Consider the following 14,839-nt stretch of genomic DNA (forward strand, 5'->3'; position numbering starts at 1 on the left):
CGCAGCAGATCGTGTACCGGGCCGCGCTAGGTTGCGTCGTTCTGATGTCACCCTTAGCGGCGAATGCCGCCGATGCAACGCCACCTTCGTTGGTGCCTTCCGGCGCCCAGCCGTTCGCCGTCACGACGGCAACAGGCGTGCAGATGTATTCCTGCGAGTTCGACAGTTCGCATCATCTGGGCTGGGTGTTCCAGCATCCGGAAGCCACGCTTTATGACGGCGCAGGTCAAGCGTCGATCCAGCATGGTGCGGGCCCGTCCTGGCAGGCGGGCGATGGCAGCAGGATCGTTGGTCGCATGGTGGCTCAGGCACCGAGTGCGAATCCGAACAGCATTCCACAACTGCTGCTCGAAACTCACAGCACCGCCGAAGGCAGTTTGTCTGGCGTGCGATTTGTGCAGCGGCTCGATACTGCCGGCGGCGTGTCACCTTCCGAGCCTTGTGTTCGTGAGCATCAGGCGGGCAGTTCGCCGTATTTCGCGCGCTACATATTCCTGAAGTAGCGTTCTGCTTGTGTCGCGCGCACCTGCAAACTTCATCGCTCTGATGAAGCATGCAGATACGCGCGACGTCGCCCTCGCGAGCGATGCGAGGACTAAGGCTTGTAACCGTCAGTCAGCGTGTTCATGAACGCAATGATGTCCTGGATGTCATCGTCGGTCATCGCAGGTTTTTCGCCCAGTTTGCGGTCAAACGGCGCGTCGGCGACGTCGATATTCGCCTGGTATTTCGCGGGAAGATCATCGTACTTTTCCGGCTTGCCTGCTGCATCGAGCGGATAGATCTTTTCGGGACTCGTATTGCGCAGGTTATAGAAGTCCATCACGTGCTTCAGGTCGTGGTAGACGCCGTTGTGGAAAAAGGCGTGTCGCGTGGCGACGTTGCGCAAGGTCGGCGTCAAGAACATTCCACAGTATTGCGTTAGCGTAGCCGCGTCGTCACGGAAGGGACCGCATACGCCCATGTCGTAGAAATTCCGGTCCTTGTTGATGGCCAGATCATGGTTGCGCGGCACGCCCAGTGCCTCGTATTGCGTGTCGGTGAAGAGCGGCGGCAAATGGTCGGCCGTCGGCTTGCTCAGATGGCATCCCGCGCAGTTTGCCTTGTCAGGATCGTTGAACAGGCGCAAGCCGCGCATCTCCGCTTGCGTCAGACGTGCCTTGCCTTGGAGCCAGTAGTCGTACTTGCTCGTGAAGCGGTGGAAGGATGGGTCTTCGAACTGGTAGCGTCCCACTGCGAACATCGCCTCGTCGACGAGCAGATCGGGCTGGCTCACGATCCGGTCGCCAAACAGCTGCTTGAACTGGTCGAGATACTTCGCATTCAGCAGCTTGTGGAAGACCTCGCCGGTGCTCTTGTTGGCCATCTCAACGGGATTCAGCATCGGGCCGATCGCCTGATCCTGCAGCGTGCTCGCGCGGCCGTCCCAGAACAGGCCGCCCTGCGGGACGAGTGCGGGTGCCGCAGGCGCAACGCCTGCCGTTTTCACCGCGCGTTGCGTGCCGCTTGCTGCCGTGGCCAGTTGATCGAGTGTGACGGGCGCGGCGTCCATGTCGTTTTGATCGGGGCCGATCGAGAACGGCGCCTGGCGGTACAAGTATGCAAGCGACGGCGGCGGCCGGTAGCCGGCGTCTGTCATATGCGGACCGCCGAGCTGTACGGACAGGTCATTCGGTGGCCCGTAGGCATGCTCAGGGCTGTGGCACGACGCGCACGATTGCTTGCCCGACGCCGAGAGCGACGGGTCATTGAAAATCTGCTTGCCGAGCAGGGCTACCGCGCTCAACGGCTGGCTTGGTGGCACGTGTAACGCGACCGGCTGCGGATTCGCCCCGGTAATGTCTTCGACGATGGTGCCGATCGCAAGAGGCATCCGCTCCGGATAGATTGCCGCATAGGCGATAAAGGCGGCGCAGCCGGCCGCAACGGCGGCAACGGCCCAGCCGAGTACTCGCAGAAGCTGTCGTCTGGCGTTCGCTGGGCGCGAGGAATCGCCGGCAGGCAGCGAGGGCGGCAATGCAGGGTTTGGAGAGCTCATGGCGATGATGGCAAAAATAATCCGGAAAAGACGTCGAGCCAGCACGTTGCCGCGCTGGCTCGACCCACTTCGAGTTATCTGGCGTCCCGCTGCCAATTGCGCCGGCCTTAGCCGGCGATGAGTGAAAACAAACCGGGCGGGACGCGCGTCGGGTTAGTTCGTCGCCGGCGCAGCTGCGAGCTTCGTACCAACGGTCGGGTCGAGGAAGACGGTCGGGTTGTTGCCCGCGCCAGTCAGGTTCAACATGCTGCGGATATCGCCGGCCGTTGCGTCGAACGAACCCGCGCCGAGCCGCTTGCCGCTGAGCCAGTTGTCTTCGATGAACTTGACGACCGACGCCTGCGTGATTTGCGTGTGGTCAACGTAGTTCTGTTTTGCCCACGGCGAAACCACAAGGAACGGCGTCCGTGTACCCGGACCACAACGGCCGTTGACCGCACCGCCGTTGATGCCAAGCGGCTGCGTTGCGCTCGCCGACGTACATTGGCCCTGGCCCGACAACTGGTCGGCGCCCGTGAAGGTTGCCGTGCCGACGTGGGTGACGAGCGTCGTATCGAACGACGAGCTCGTGATTGCCGGCGTAACGTGGTCGTACCAGCCGTCGGAGTCGTCGTAGGCGATCACGACGAGCGTGTTCTTCCAGTCAGGTTGCTGCTGCAGGAAGTTCGTGACCTTCACGACGAATGCCTGCTCGTCGAGCGGGTCCGAATTGCCCGGATGGCCGTCGCCGATTGCCGGTGCCTTCAGGAAGCTGACCGACGGGAAGTTACCCGCCTGCACAGCCGCGAAGAAGTCGTCGGTGTCGTACTGGTGGTGAACCGGCGTGGCCGTATTGTCGAGCGTCGGCTCGGTGGAGCCGATCATCGCCGTCGAGGTCGGACGCTGGTGCGTCGGATTGGCAGTCGAAGCGTAGTACTGGAACCAGGCGTGGTGCTGGACATAGTCAGCCGGCGCGCTGCCAAGCACGTCCGACCACGTCGAGCGCAGGCAGCCCGTCGTACCGTTCGCGTTGACGGTCTGCAGGTTGAAGCCGCCCATGAAGCCGCCCCACGTGATGTTCGAAGCGTTGAGCAGATCGCCGATGTTCTTGCCGTTCATCATGCCCGTCGGGCCGGACGTGGCGGTTTGTGCTGTGGCCGTGCAGGTGTCGGTGGTCGGATCCAGGTCACCGATCATCGTGAAGCTTCCCTGGCCGTCAGGAATCGCATTGCTGCTCGTCGTGACGGTCGGGTTCTTCGGATTGGGCGTGACTGTCACGCCCTGATTCTGGCCCGAGATCACTTCGATGGCACCCGGCGTCGACGGACCAAACGTATCGGTCCACGCGTTGTCGTTCATCGCGAAGTTCTGCGCGAGGTTCCAGTACGCGGTGACCGTGTTGCCGTCGAAGTAGCCGAGCACCTGCGCCGACGAACCAAACTGGCCTGTGCTGCCTGCAATGATCGAGCTGGCCGACGTGAAGAGCGGGAACGCGTCCATCTTCAGGTTGTCATCGGCGAGCTGTTCAGGCCCATAGCTGTGGTTCTGGCTCTTCGTGTTCGCCTGGGAACGGTCGAGGCGAAACGGTTGCGCAGTGGTCGTGGTCAGCGCGGCGCCCAGCGTCGGCGGCGCGGTCGTCTGGCCGTTAACCGTGGCGGCGACGATGTTGGGCGAAGTCGCCTGCGCGTTCGGGTTAGCCGCGCCCGTCAGCCCAGCGGCGGCGAGCGTGGCGATATCCGTTTGCGTGCCCGTCGCTGCGGTGAACGCCGGCTCGCCCGCCACGTTCTTTGCGCTCGGATACGTTGCGAAATAGTGGTCGAAGGAGACGTTCTCGCCGAAGATCACCACCAGGTGTTTGATGGGCGTCGCGGTCGCGAGGGCATCTTGCGCGGAAACAACCGGCGGGGTCGACGTCGTCGTGTTGTTATGCGAACTGCCGCACGCGGCGATGGTCAACAGCGCCGCTACAGCTATCGCGCTGGGTAGTATTGTCCTGTAAAACATTTCTCGGGGGCTCCAGATTGCCGTTCAGCGCTCCGTTATGCGTGGAGTTGCTGGGTTTTTTTAGGTGGAATTGCAAGCTCACTTCAAGATGGAGGTGAAGCAACGGGATTGAATCATTCCCATATTGCGTAATCGAGAAACATTCCTTACCGACCTATTACATACATTTGCATTGCCATTGCTTTCGTTTTTATTCGATGTGAGATGGAGCGCGTCGTCGGAAGCCGCTACGGAGTTGGATGATCCCGAGGTTCGGTGATTTATTCGCAGTTCATTTTTAAGCGTGATGATCGGGATTTCCCAATTCAATGCTTAGTGATGCAAACATTTGGAAAATGGCTGAAAGGCGGCATGACGCCGAGTGCATTCTTTGCGCCGGCTACTTCAAGACCTTCTGACATACCAGTTAACTCAATTCCGTCGGCAGGTGTGGTGCGCGAGGTTTGGTACGTCATCGAGAGTGACTTGCCGCGCGCCTACCCGCAGGGCCGTCGTTTGAGACAGTGCCTTTCACAAAGTCGTGCGAATCATCAATTAAGTAGATAAAGTCGTTTGATGAATCTACGGGAAAACCCTAAAGTAAGGGCTTCCCCGTCCCAACGCACAACGCCGTCATGCCGTCTCCCATCACCCTCGACCGCAAATCACTGGTCCGCCTCGCCGTCGTCACCGTGTTGACGGGCGTCGGCGCGGGCCTCGGCGGCATGCTGCTCGCGCTGCTGCTGCACGCCGTCCAGCACATCGCGTATGGCTACAGCCTGAATGCGATCGTCGGTGGCGAAAGCTTTCTGCAAGGCGTCGATGGCGCGTCGCCCGAACGGCGTGTGATCGTCATGGCGATCTGCGGTCTGATCGCGGGATTCGGCTGGTGGGCCGTGCGCCGTTTCGGCCGTCCGCTCGTCAGCATCAAACAAGCGGTGAAATCGCCCGACGCGCGCATGCCGATGCTCAGCACGCTCGCGCATGCGCTGCTGCAGATCGTCACCGTCGCGCTCGGTTCGCCGTTGGGCCGCGAGGTCGCGCCGCGCGAAGTGGGCTCGCTGGTGGCAGGTTGGCTGGCGCGCGTCGCGGGCCTGTCAGCGAACGAAACGCGCGTGATGATCGCCTGCGGCGCGGGCGCCGGCCTCGCCGCCGTGTACAACGTGCCGCTCGGCGGCGCGGTGTTCGTGCTCGAAGTGCTGCTCGTCACGTTCGATGCCACCACGGTCGCGATTGCGCTCGTGACGTCGGTGATCGCCGCCGTGGTCGCGTGGATGGGACTCGGCGACGAGTCGCAATACGCGATTCCGTCGTTCGCGCTGAGCGGCAGTCTGGTTGCGTGGTCGGTGGCGGCAGGGCCCCTGTTCGGCATCGCCGCCTATGCGTTCTCGCGTTTCATGGATCGCGCGCGCAATGCCGCGCCGGGCGCTGGCTGGCTGATGATTCCGCTCAACGTGCTGAACTTCGCCGTGATCGGTTTGCTTGCCATGCACTTCCCGCAATTGCTCGGCAACGGCAAGGGCACCGCGCAGCTTGGCTTCGACGGTCAGTTGAGCATTGGGCTCGCGGCGGCGTTGCTCGCGTTGAAGGTTGCCGTGAGCGCGAGCAGCCTGCGCGTCGGCGCGCATGGCGGTCTGCTGACGCCGGGGCTGACGGTGGGCGCATTGCTTGCCGTCGTGCTCGGCGGCGCGTGGAATCTGATCGGCGCGAGCGTGCCGACCGGCGCGTTTGCCCTGGTCGGCGCAGCGGCGTTTCTCGCTTCGTCGATGAACATGCCGATCACGGCAATCGTGCTCGTCGCCGAGTTCACGCACCTTGGACACGACATGCTGTTCCCGGTGGTGTTCGCGGTCGCGGGCTCAATCGGCGCGAGCCGCGTGTGCGCGATGCTGGCGAGCCGTGCGAGCGCCGGGGCGAAAACTATGCCGACGCATGTGGCGGCAAGCGTGACGGCGAATGCGGCGCAAGAGCGGGCCGCGGGGATGAAGCTATTGCCCGTCACGCACAAGTGAAGATCAAACGGCGCATCACGTAAAGCAACGGGATGCGCTGCGATTCAGAACGTCTCCCAATCGGCTTCGGCGCGGCTCGCGGCCGTTTTTTCGGCATTTGGTAATGGAGCGACGAGCGGTTTTGCAGAAGCCGCGTTCATCGGTTTCCTGGGCGCAGCTACGGCGGCGCGCGCGACAGTCTTCGCAGGAGCAGACGCAGCGCTCATCGCGTTTGCCTGCTGCCCGCCTGGCAGCCTGAACACCGACACCAGTTCACGCAGCGTCGCAGCCTGCGACGCCATCGACTGCGTCGCTGCCGAAGCCTGCTCGACGAGTGCCGCATTCTGCTGCGTCACCTCGTCCATCTGCGAGATCGCGACATTGACCTGCTCGATGCCGCGATGCTGCTCGCCCGACGCCGCGCTGATCTCGCCCATCAGATCGGACACCTGGCGCACCGACTGCACGATTTCGCCCATCGTGCGGCCCGCCTCGTCGACGAGCGCGGTGCCGCTGTTCACGCGGCTCACCGATTCGCCGATCAGGTCCTTGATCTCCTTCGCCGCCGCAGCGCTGCGCTGCGCGAGCGTGCGGACCTCGCCCGCGACGACCGCGAAGCCGCGTCCCTGTTCGCCCGCGCGCGCCGCTTCGACGGCCGCGTTCAGCGCGAGGATATTGGTCTGGAACGCGATCCCTTCGATCACCGAGATGATCTGCGCCACCTGCTGCGAACTGGTCGAGATGCCGTGCATCGTATCGACCACGCGGCTCACGACCTCGCCGCCGCGCGCTGCCGTTTCCGACGCGCGCGCCGCCAGCGCGTTGCCTTGGGTCGCGTTCTCCGCGTTCTGCTTGACGGTCGCCGTCAGCTCTTCCATGCTCGCCGCCGTTTCTTCGAGCGATGCGGCCTGTTCTTCTGTGCGCTGGCTCAGATCGGTGTTGCCGGCGGCGATTTGCGACGAGCCTGTCGCGATGCTTTCGCTGCTCGAACGCACGCGGCTCACCGTATCCTGCAGACGTTCGTTCATGTGACGCAGCGCGCCGAGCAACTGGCTCAGTTCGTCCGCGCCCTCGACGTGAATCGCCGCAGTCAGATCGCCGCGCGCGACGGTCTCGGCCACGTCGACGGAACGGCGCAGCGGCCCGACGATCGAGCGCGTGATAACGACGGCGATGAACGCGCCCGCGAGCAACGCGAGCGCCGACAGTACGACTGTCCAGATGCGCGCACTGTGGAACGCGTCTTCCGCTTTCGCGACTTCTTCGACCGAGCCCTGGTGATTCAGCTTGATGTCGCTGTCGATCTGATCGAGCGTCGTTGTGAAACGCGTCGACCCGTCGCCCGCCGCGACTTGCCGCGCTTCGGCTGCGCTTGCTTCGCCGGCGTCGATCAGCTTTTCGATCTTCTCGTCGACTTCGAGATAGCTGGCCCACGACGCCTTGATGCTGTCGTAAAGCTGCTGTTCTTCAGGCGACGAGATCAGCTTCGAATAAACGTTCAGTGACTGCGCGAAAGCATTCACAGCATCCGCGTGTTGAGCGCGCGTGGCGCGCATCTGGTTTGCGTCGGTGCTGAGCAATTCACGCAGCGACAGGCGGCGCACGTCGTCCGCATGGCTGCGCATCGTGCCGAGCGTTTCGACGCTGGGAAGCCAGTCACTGCCGATCCGGTGAGTGCCGTCATAGATGCGCGACGATTGAAGCAAGCCAACGCCGCCGACCGCGCACAGCAGAAGCAGCACAATTCCAAAGCCCGCGCCGAGACGCGGACCAATCTTGAGAGTGTTGAGAAATGCCATTGACCGTTGTTATGCGAGAGACGAATACGTTCTCTTATCGACAAAGAGGTATCCGTTCTGCAATAAAGTTTCAAATATGACGAATGGCCCACGGCAGTGCTACTGCAGCATTACGACGGCGCTGCACATGAAAGGTTGAGGTGGCAACGTTCAGGCCGCCTGTCGTCAACCGCTAACCATCCGTCATTCATTGCCGCGCGCGAACATCGACATCCTGCGCAAGATCCATTCGAGCAGTTCATTCGCCGCAGCCGCGAGAGGCCGTCCCGACTTCACGAGCAAGCGCGCCTTCGCGCCCTGAAACAACGGATGATCGATCGGCACGATGGCGAGTTCTTCCGACACCAGCTCGCGATACGCAGCGAACTCGCCGATCAGCGTCACGCCGTCGCCATGCGCGACGAAGCGCTTGAGCGCGGTCAGCGAATTGCTGGTGAGCGTCGCGCGGATTTTGATGTTCTCCGCGAACTCCAGCATTTTCGCGGCGTGGCCGATGCCGAAGGTGGCCGGCATCAGCGCGAGCGGCCATTCGAGCAGGTCCTTCACGCTGGCGGGCGTGCCCCGCAACGCGAGCGGATGATCGCGCCTCACCAGCAGCACGACGGGCTGCGCCGAACTCGCGCGGTACTCGATGCGCGGATGCGGCGGCGGATTGTACGCAAGCCCGATATGCGCGCGGCTCTCGGCGACCTGGTTGAGCAGATCGTCGACGGCGAGACTTTCGATGTTGATGTCCAGCTTCGGATACTTCGCGCAGAACGGCGCGATCACTTCCTCGATCAGCGGCTCGACATAGCCCTCGCTGACGGCCAGTTGCACCTGGCCTTGCTGAAGCCCCTTCAGCAAATGCAGCTGGTCTTCGAGCTTTTCCTGCTGCGAACGGTAGCCGCGCCAGAATTCGAGCAGATGCGTGGCTGCCTCGGTCGGCTTGACGCCGCGCGCCTCTCGCTCGAACAGCGTCGTATCGAGTTCCTCTTCGAGCAGCCTGATCTGGCGCGTAATCACGGAAGGCGATGTGTTCAGGCTGTCCGCCGCGCCGCGGATGGTGCCGTGCGACAGCACTTCGTGAAAGTAGCGCAGCCGTTGCTGGTTGATTTCGCGCATGTTGGACGTCTCCAGAGCGTTGTGTGGGCTGCCGTTGCCTTGCAGGCAACGAAGTGTGAACTTAGTTGCTCTTGCTCGCGCATTTTTACCCCGACACCATGCTGGAACGCAAGCACGGGATTCAAACCCGACACACCGGAGACGAACATGACAGCACTACAGACCCTACGGGAGAGCGACGCGGTTCGCGCCCTCTACAACCGGCTCAACTGGCGGTTGCTGCCGTTTCTTCTCGCCTGCTACATGTTTGCGTATCTGGACCGCGTGAACGTCGGCTTCGCCAAGTTCCAGATGCAGAGCGACCTCGGTTTCTCCGATGCAGCGTATGGCGTCGGCGCGGGCATCTTCTTTCTCGGCTATGTGCTGTTCGAATTGCCGAGCAACCTGCTGCTGCCGAAAATCGGCGCGCGCAAGACGTTCAGCCGCATTCTCGTGCTATGGGGCATTACGTCGGCGTGCATGCTGTTCGTGCGCAACGTGCCGATGTTCTACGGCATGCGCTTTCTGCTCGGCATTTTCGAAGCGGGCTTCGCGCCGGGCATGATCTATTACCTGTCGTGCTGGTATGGGCCGACGCGCATGGCGCGCGCCATCGCGATCGTGTTTCTGGCCGGGCCGCTGGGCGGGATCGTCGGCGGGCCGTTGTCGGCGTGGCTGATTACGGCGCTCTCGGGTGTTCACGGACTGGCAGGCTGGCAATGGATGTTTCTCGTCGAAGGCTTGCCGTGCATCGTGCTTGGCGTGGTCACGCTGTTCGTGCTGTCGAACCGTCCCGCAGACGCCCGCTGGCTGAACGCCGACGAAAAGCAGCTGCTCGAAAGTGAAACGGGCGTGGCGCACGCGCACAACCATTCGTTCAAGGCCGTGGCACGCGATCCGCGTGTCTATCTGCTGGCGTTCGCGTACTTCTCGATCATCTTCCCGATCTACGCGATCAGTTTCTGGCTGCCCACGCTGATCAAGGAACAGGGCGTGAGCGACACGCTGCGTCTTGGCTGGTATGTCGCGATTCCGTATGTCGCGGCGGGGATCGGCATGTATGTCGCGGGACGCAGTTCGGACCGCACGGGTGAACGGCGTTATCACTGCGCGTTGCCCGCGCTGACGGGCGCGTTGTTGCTGGTCGCTTCGATTTTTACGCAAGGGCATCTGTTCGCGACACTCGCGCTGCTGACGGCTGCGACGGCGATGATGTGGATGGCCTACACGGTGTTCTGGGCGATGCCTGCCGAATACATCAAGGGACCGGCGGCTGCGGGCGGCATCGCGCTGATCAATACGATCGGATTGTCGGGCGGCTTCTGGGGGCCGGCGGCGATCGGCTGGGCGCGCACGGCGACAGGCAATTCGCAACTCGCGCTGATTTTCATGGCGTGCATGCCGGTGATTGCAGGCTTGCTGATTCTCGCCAACCGGTCGACGCGCAAGTCGGCTCATGAAGCGCCGGAGTTGACGCTTAGCCCTGAATCGAACTGAGTTCGCTGAACAAGAGGACGAACGAATCATGAAGATCCTGATCGCCGGTTTCCAGCACGAGACCAACACGTTTGCGCCGACCAAGGCGTCGTACCAGAGCTTCATTCAGGGCGAAGGCTTTCCGCCTTTGACGCGCGGCGCCGACGTGCTCACGCTGCGCGACGTGAACGTGCCGATTGGCGGCTTCATCAAGGCAACTGAGGCGGCGGGCCACGAACTGATCCCCGTCATCTGGGCGGGCGCGAGCGCGTCGGCGCATGTGACGGAAGACGCATACGAGCGCATTGCCGGCGAGATCGTCGATGCCGTGCGTGCGGGCGGCTTCGATGCGATCTATCTCGATCTGCATGGCGCGATGGTCGCCGAGCATATCGACGATGGCGAAGGCGAATTGCTCGCGCGCGTTCGGGGCATCGTTGGTGATGACATGCCGCTCGTCGTGTCGCTCGATCTTCACGCGAACGTGACGGACAGGATGCTGCAACTCGCGGATGCGATCGTCGCGTATCGAACCTACCCGCATGTCGATATGGCCGAAACGGGCGAGCGTGCCGCTGCGCTACTCGAAAGGCTGACGCAAGATCGACGCCCTTTGAAACGCGTGTCGCGGCGCATTCCGTTTCTGATTCCGGTGAATGCGATGTGTACGCTTGTCGAACCCGCGCTCGGCGTGTACGACATGCTGGCTTCGCTCGAAGCGGGAACGGTCGCATCGCTGTCGTTTGCGCCGGGGTTTCCCGCAGCGGATTTTCCTGAATGCGGGCCGGTGATCTGGGGTTACGGCTATGACGAAGACGCGCTCGCGAAGGCTATCGATGCGCTTCACGCGCGCATGCTCACCGATGAAGCGCAATGGGAAGTGCGCTTCCTGTCACCCGATGAAGCGGTGAATGAAGCATCGCGTCTCGCGCGACATGCCGACAATCCCGTGATCATCGCCGATACGCAGGACAACCCGGGCGTCGGCGGCGATTCGAATACGATGGGCATGGTGCGTGCGTTGTTGCGGCATCGCGTGCAGGACGCGGCGGTTGGCGTGATATGGGACGCGCAGGCGGCAGCAGCGGCGCATCGCGCGGGCGTCGGCGCGCGTATCGAACTCGCGCTGGCGGGGCGTTCGGGTGTGCCGGGGGACGCGCCGCTACAAGGTGTTTTCGAAGTCGAGCATCTGTCGGATGGGCGTTTTCGTTTCGACGGTCCGATGATGAATGGCATGCAGGGCGATCTCGGGCCGGTTGCGTGTTTGCGTATCGACGGTGTGCGGATCGTGGTCAGCACGATCAAGATGCAGATTTTCGAGCGCAACTTTTTTCGCGTTGGAGGTGTTGAGCCTGAGCGGATGAAGGTGCTGGTGGTGAAGAGTTCGGTGCATTTTCGCGCGGATTTTCAGGCGGGCGCGCATGCGGTTCTGGTGGCGAAAGCGCCCGGGCCGATGGCCGCTGATCCGGCGGATTTGCCGTGGAGGAGGCTGGATGAGCATATGCGGGTGCGGCCGATGGGGCTCACGTTTGGAGAATTCGCGGTGAGAGAAACGGGTGAGCGCAAAACTGAGCGTGATCTATTCGGCATTAACGCTGTACAGACTTGATATCCGACATATTATCCGCCGTCGTAAATCGACGAGCGCGCGATGACGCGGTTCGTGCCGCGCGGACAGCGGCACATCACGATGTCGCCATCGCGTACGCCGCGCGAGGCTCCCATTCCCCAGTTCAGTGCGCTGCCATAGATCGGGCCGTTCTGTCCGCAGCGTGGGCAGGACGCGAGCCCCATGTGGCGCGCGAGCGGTTGTCCATCATCGAGCGTCGTCGCGTCACCATCCAGCACTCGGCCTCCCGTGGTGGTCAGGTTTCCTTTGAGTGCGATCAATTTCGTCATCCAGTTTCTCCTGATTTTCGCATTGTTGATTGGTTATCGAAAACCATATAGCACGTACTACGAATGGAAGTTGTCAAGGTTTGCAAAGATCGACGAAAAGCAACATGTGAATAAATAGTAGGATAACTACGCTTTTCAATAAATCGAACACGTCTTAACCTCTTGACCCAAAGCGGCCGCGTTGCTTTGACAACGGATGCGGTGTCGTCACACACGAGACAGTTTCGTGGCACTGGGTTACGACGGAGAAGAAACGATGGCGAGCCTGTTCGAGGAAAGCAGGGCGTATGCAGCCGACCTGATGGCGGTCACAGGGCGTCAGGCATATTTTCTTGAAGTGCCGGGCGCGGCGAGTGCGGCGGAGCTTTCCGTAGTCTCGTTCGAAGCCACCGAACGTATGGGCGCTCCCACCGAAGTCCGCATCCAGCTCACACATCCGGGCAGGCTTGCACGCGAGGACTATCTGAACCGGGACGCGACATTCCTGATCGATCCCGCCCTCGGCACGCCACGCCGCTTCTCCGGCTTCATCGCGTCGCTCTCGACACTCAAGACGACGAAGGACTTCACCCGCTACGAAGTCATCGTCAGGTCACACTTCGCCCGGCTCGAAGCGGTCACCACGAGCCAGATCTATCAGAATCAGACCACGCCCCAGATCATCGAGGCCGTGTTGCGACGTCATGGGCTGAAGGGCCATCAGTTCGCCTTCCGGTTGCGTCGGGCGTATCCGCAGCACCTGTTCCGTTTCCAGTACCGGATGAACGATCTCGCTTTCGTCCAGATGCTGATGCAAAAGGCGGGCATCTACTGCTACACGGTCGAGACCGAGCACGGCGAGCAGATCGTGCTCGGAGACGACATCGACCACTACATTTATGAACCGCAGCTCGACGTCCCATACAGGGAGAATGCGGGACTTGAAGCAGCGATCGAGTCGGTGTTCGCGCTGGAGACGCACGCGCGGACTGTGCCGCAGTCGTTCCTGGTGGCCGACTATAACCCCGAACAGGCGTGGGAACGCTTCAGGGACGAGGCAAACGTCGCGCCCCAGGATCCCACCACCTACGGCCAGCCGTACATCTACGGCACGCATCACCTCGATCAGGCGAGCGCGAAGTGGGAGGCGCAACTTCGTCACGAGGCGGCGATAGCATGGCAGGTCGTCTACGAGGGCGAAAGCAATGTGCTCGCGCTGCAGCCGGCGCGTATCCTGCGCGTCGATGAGGTGTTGCCCGACGCGCCCGATGGCCAGGTCGTGATCGAGGTCACGCATCGTGGCGCACGCGATACGGCCTACACGAACACCTGGCAGGCGATTCCGTCCGACCGGCGTTTCCGGCTGAAGCTGGAGGAGTCGGCGTGGGCAAAGATCCCCGGTTCGCTCTCGGCCCGGGTGACGTCGCCCGATCAATATAAATACGCCTACCTGACTTCCGCCGGTTACTACACGGTGCGCTTCGACACGGATTTTGCACCATGGCCCGCTGGCGGCGAGAGCGTGCCGCTGCGTCTCGCGAAACCGTTCGCGGGGGCGTTGCAGACGGGCTTCCACTTTCCGGCGCTGGATGGCACCGAGGCCGTGATCGAGTTCAGGGATGGCGATCCCGACAAGCCGTATATCGCGGCCTTCCATCACCACAGCCAGGCCGTGGACCACGTCACGAGTGACCGGCGCTGGCTCTCGCGCAATGTGATCCGCACGCAGAGTAACAACAAGCTGCGCATGGAGGACTGGGAAGGTCAGGAAGGCATCAAGCTGTCGACCGAGCATTCGGGCAAGTCGCAACTGAACCTCGGTTATCTGGTCAACCAGAAGCTCGAACAGCGGGGCGAAGGCTTTGAGTTGCGCACGTCGGGCTACGGCGCAATGCGTGCAGGGAAAGGGCAGTTCATCACGGCCTATGACCGGCCTGCGGCGGGCGGTCAGCAACTGGACATGCAGGAGACCGTCGCGCAGCTTGAAAGCGCGCTGGAAATTGCAAGGGCACTGGCGGACTCGGCGCGCAGCGCGAAGGCGGTTCCCGCCGACACTGACGCGCAGCATCAGGTCAATGACGAACTCAATGGTCTGAAAAAGCCGGGGGTGCTGGCGAGTGCGCCTGCGTCCGTGGGCATTGTCTCGGGCAGTGGCGTTCAGGTCTGCGCAAGGGACAACATCAACGCGGTGGCGGGGAAAAGCGCGGATATCAGCGTGGCGAAACGCTTCACGGTAGCGGCGGGTGAACTCGTCTCCATGTTCGCGCAGAAACTCGGAATGAAACTGATCGCCGCGAAAGGTCCGATCGAGGTGCAGGCTCAAAGCGATGCGATGTCATTACTGGCTGACAAGGATGTGAGCGTGGCGAGTGTCAACGGCACGGTGCGTATCAGCGCGAAGAAGGAACTCATCCTCGAATGCGGCGGTGCGTTTGTCCAGCTCAAGGACGGAAGCATCACCTTGGGCGGTCCGCTCGACCTGTTTCTGAAGGTCATCACGGTCCAGAAAAAAGGAGCGCAATCGATGAACGACAACCCGACACTGGCGCAAGGTGCCGGCTCGATTCCCCAGAGTCGCGCGGACCATTACTCCAACTGACGGCGATACGGAC

11 protein-coding genes are annotated in these 14,839 nt (G+C 62.1%); 6 read left to right on the forward strand and 5 right to left on the reverse strand.

Annotated features, from left to right (window positions below):
• Nucleotides 1-44 precede the first annotated feature (44 nt).
• Nucleotides 45-503, forward strand: coding sequence for a DUF3455 domain-containing protein (locus C2L65_RS31485; RefSeq protein WP_427910217.1), 459 nt, complete (start codon nt 45-47; stop codon nt 501-503).
• A 92-nt stretch (nt 504-595) separates the two neighbouring features.
• Here the strand turns inward: C2L65_RS31485 and C2L65_RS31490 are convergent, their stop codons facing one another.
• Together C2L65_RS31490 and C2L65_RS31495 are read right to left on the reverse strand one after the other, a co-directional pair.
• Entirely contained in the window at nt 596-2,038 is a 1,443-nt protein-coding gene (locus C2L65_RS31490; RefSeq protein WP_042315140.1) for a cytochrome-c peroxidase, read from the reverse strand.
• Between the two features lie 153 nt (nt 2,039-2,191).
• Entirely contained in the window at nt 2,192-4,021 is a 1,830-nt protein-coding gene (locus C2L65_RS31495; RefSeq protein ID WP_042315139.1) for a phospholipase C, read from the reverse strand.
• Between the two features lie 255 nt (nt 4,022-4,276).
• Between C2L65_RS31495 and C2L65_RS45710 the strand changes: the two genes are divergently transcribed.
• Nucleotides 4,277-4,567 (forward strand): hypothetical protein, encoded by a 291-nt coding sequence (locus tag C2L65_RS45710; protein ID WP_156132405.1) that lies wholly within the window; start codon nt 4,277-4,279, stop codon nt 4,565-4,567.
• A 68-nt stretch (nt 4,568-4,635) separates the two neighbouring features.
• Nucleotides 4,636-6,012 (forward strand): chloride channel protein, encoded by a 1,377-nt coding sequence (locus C2L65_RS31500; protein WP_042315138.1) that lies wholly within the window; start codon nt 4,636-4,638, stop codon nt 6,010-6,012.
• A 44-nt stretch (nt 6,013-6,056) separates the two neighbouring features.
• Here the strand turns inward: C2L65_RS31500 and C2L65_RS31505 are convergent, their stop codons facing one another.
• Both C2L65_RS31505 and C2L65_RS31510 read right to left on the reverse strand, forming a co-directional pair.
• Nucleotides 6,057-7,790 carry a methyl-accepting chemotaxis protein gene (locus C2L65_RS31505; protein ID WP_042315137.1) on the reverse strand — a complete coding sequence of 578 codons (1,734 nt, stop codon included), beginning with the start codon at nt 7,788-7,790 and terminating at the stop codon, nt 6,057-6,059.
• A 183-nt stretch (nt 7,791-7,973) separates the two neighbouring features.
• Entirely contained in the window at nt 7,974-8,894 is a 921-nt protein-coding gene (locus C2L65_RS31510) for a LysR family transcriptional regulator (RefSeq protein WP_042315136.1), read from the reverse strand.
• Nucleotides 8,895-9,041: 147 nt separating this feature from the next.
• Between C2L65_RS31510 and C2L65_RS31515 the strand changes: the two genes are divergently transcribed.
• Entirely contained in the window at nt 9,042-10,370 is a 1,329-nt protein-coding gene (locus C2L65_RS31515; RefSeq protein WP_042315135.1) for an MFS transporter, read from the forward strand.
• A 28-nt stretch (nt 10,371-10,398) separates the two neighbouring features.
• Complete coding sequence (locus C2L65_RS31520; protein WP_042315134.1) at nt 10,399-11,958, forward strand: M81 family metallopeptidase; 1,560 nt, start codon at nt 10,399-10,401, stop codon at nt 11,956-11,958.
• A gap of 11 nt (nt 11,959-11,969) precedes the next feature.
• Here C2L65_RS31520 and C2L65_RS31525 read toward each other — a convergent pair whose 3' ends face one another.
• Complete coding sequence (locus tag C2L65_RS31525) at nt 11,970-12,248, reverse strand: PAAR domain-containing protein (RefSeq protein WP_042315133.1); 279 nt, start codon at nt 12,246-12,248, stop codon at nt 11,970-11,972.
• A gap of 256 nt (nt 12,249-12,504) precedes the next feature.
• On the opposite strand from C2L65_RS31525, the gene C2L65_RS31530 reads away from it, so the two are divergent.
• The gene (locus tag C2L65_RS31530; protein ID WP_103254611.1) at nt 12,505-14,826 is read left to right on the forward strand and encodes a type VI secretion system Vgr family protein; all 2,322 of its coding nucleotides are present in this window, start codon (nt 12,505-12,507) and stop codon (nt 14,824-14,826) included.
• The last annotated feature ends 13 nt before the right edge of the window (nt 14,827-14,839 follow it).

This window comes from Paraburkholderia terrae (assembly GCF_002902925.1).
Taxonomy (GTDB): domain Bacteria; phylum Pseudomonadota; class Gammaproteobacteria; order Burkholderiales; family Burkholderiaceae; genus Paraburkholderia; species Paraburkholderia terrae.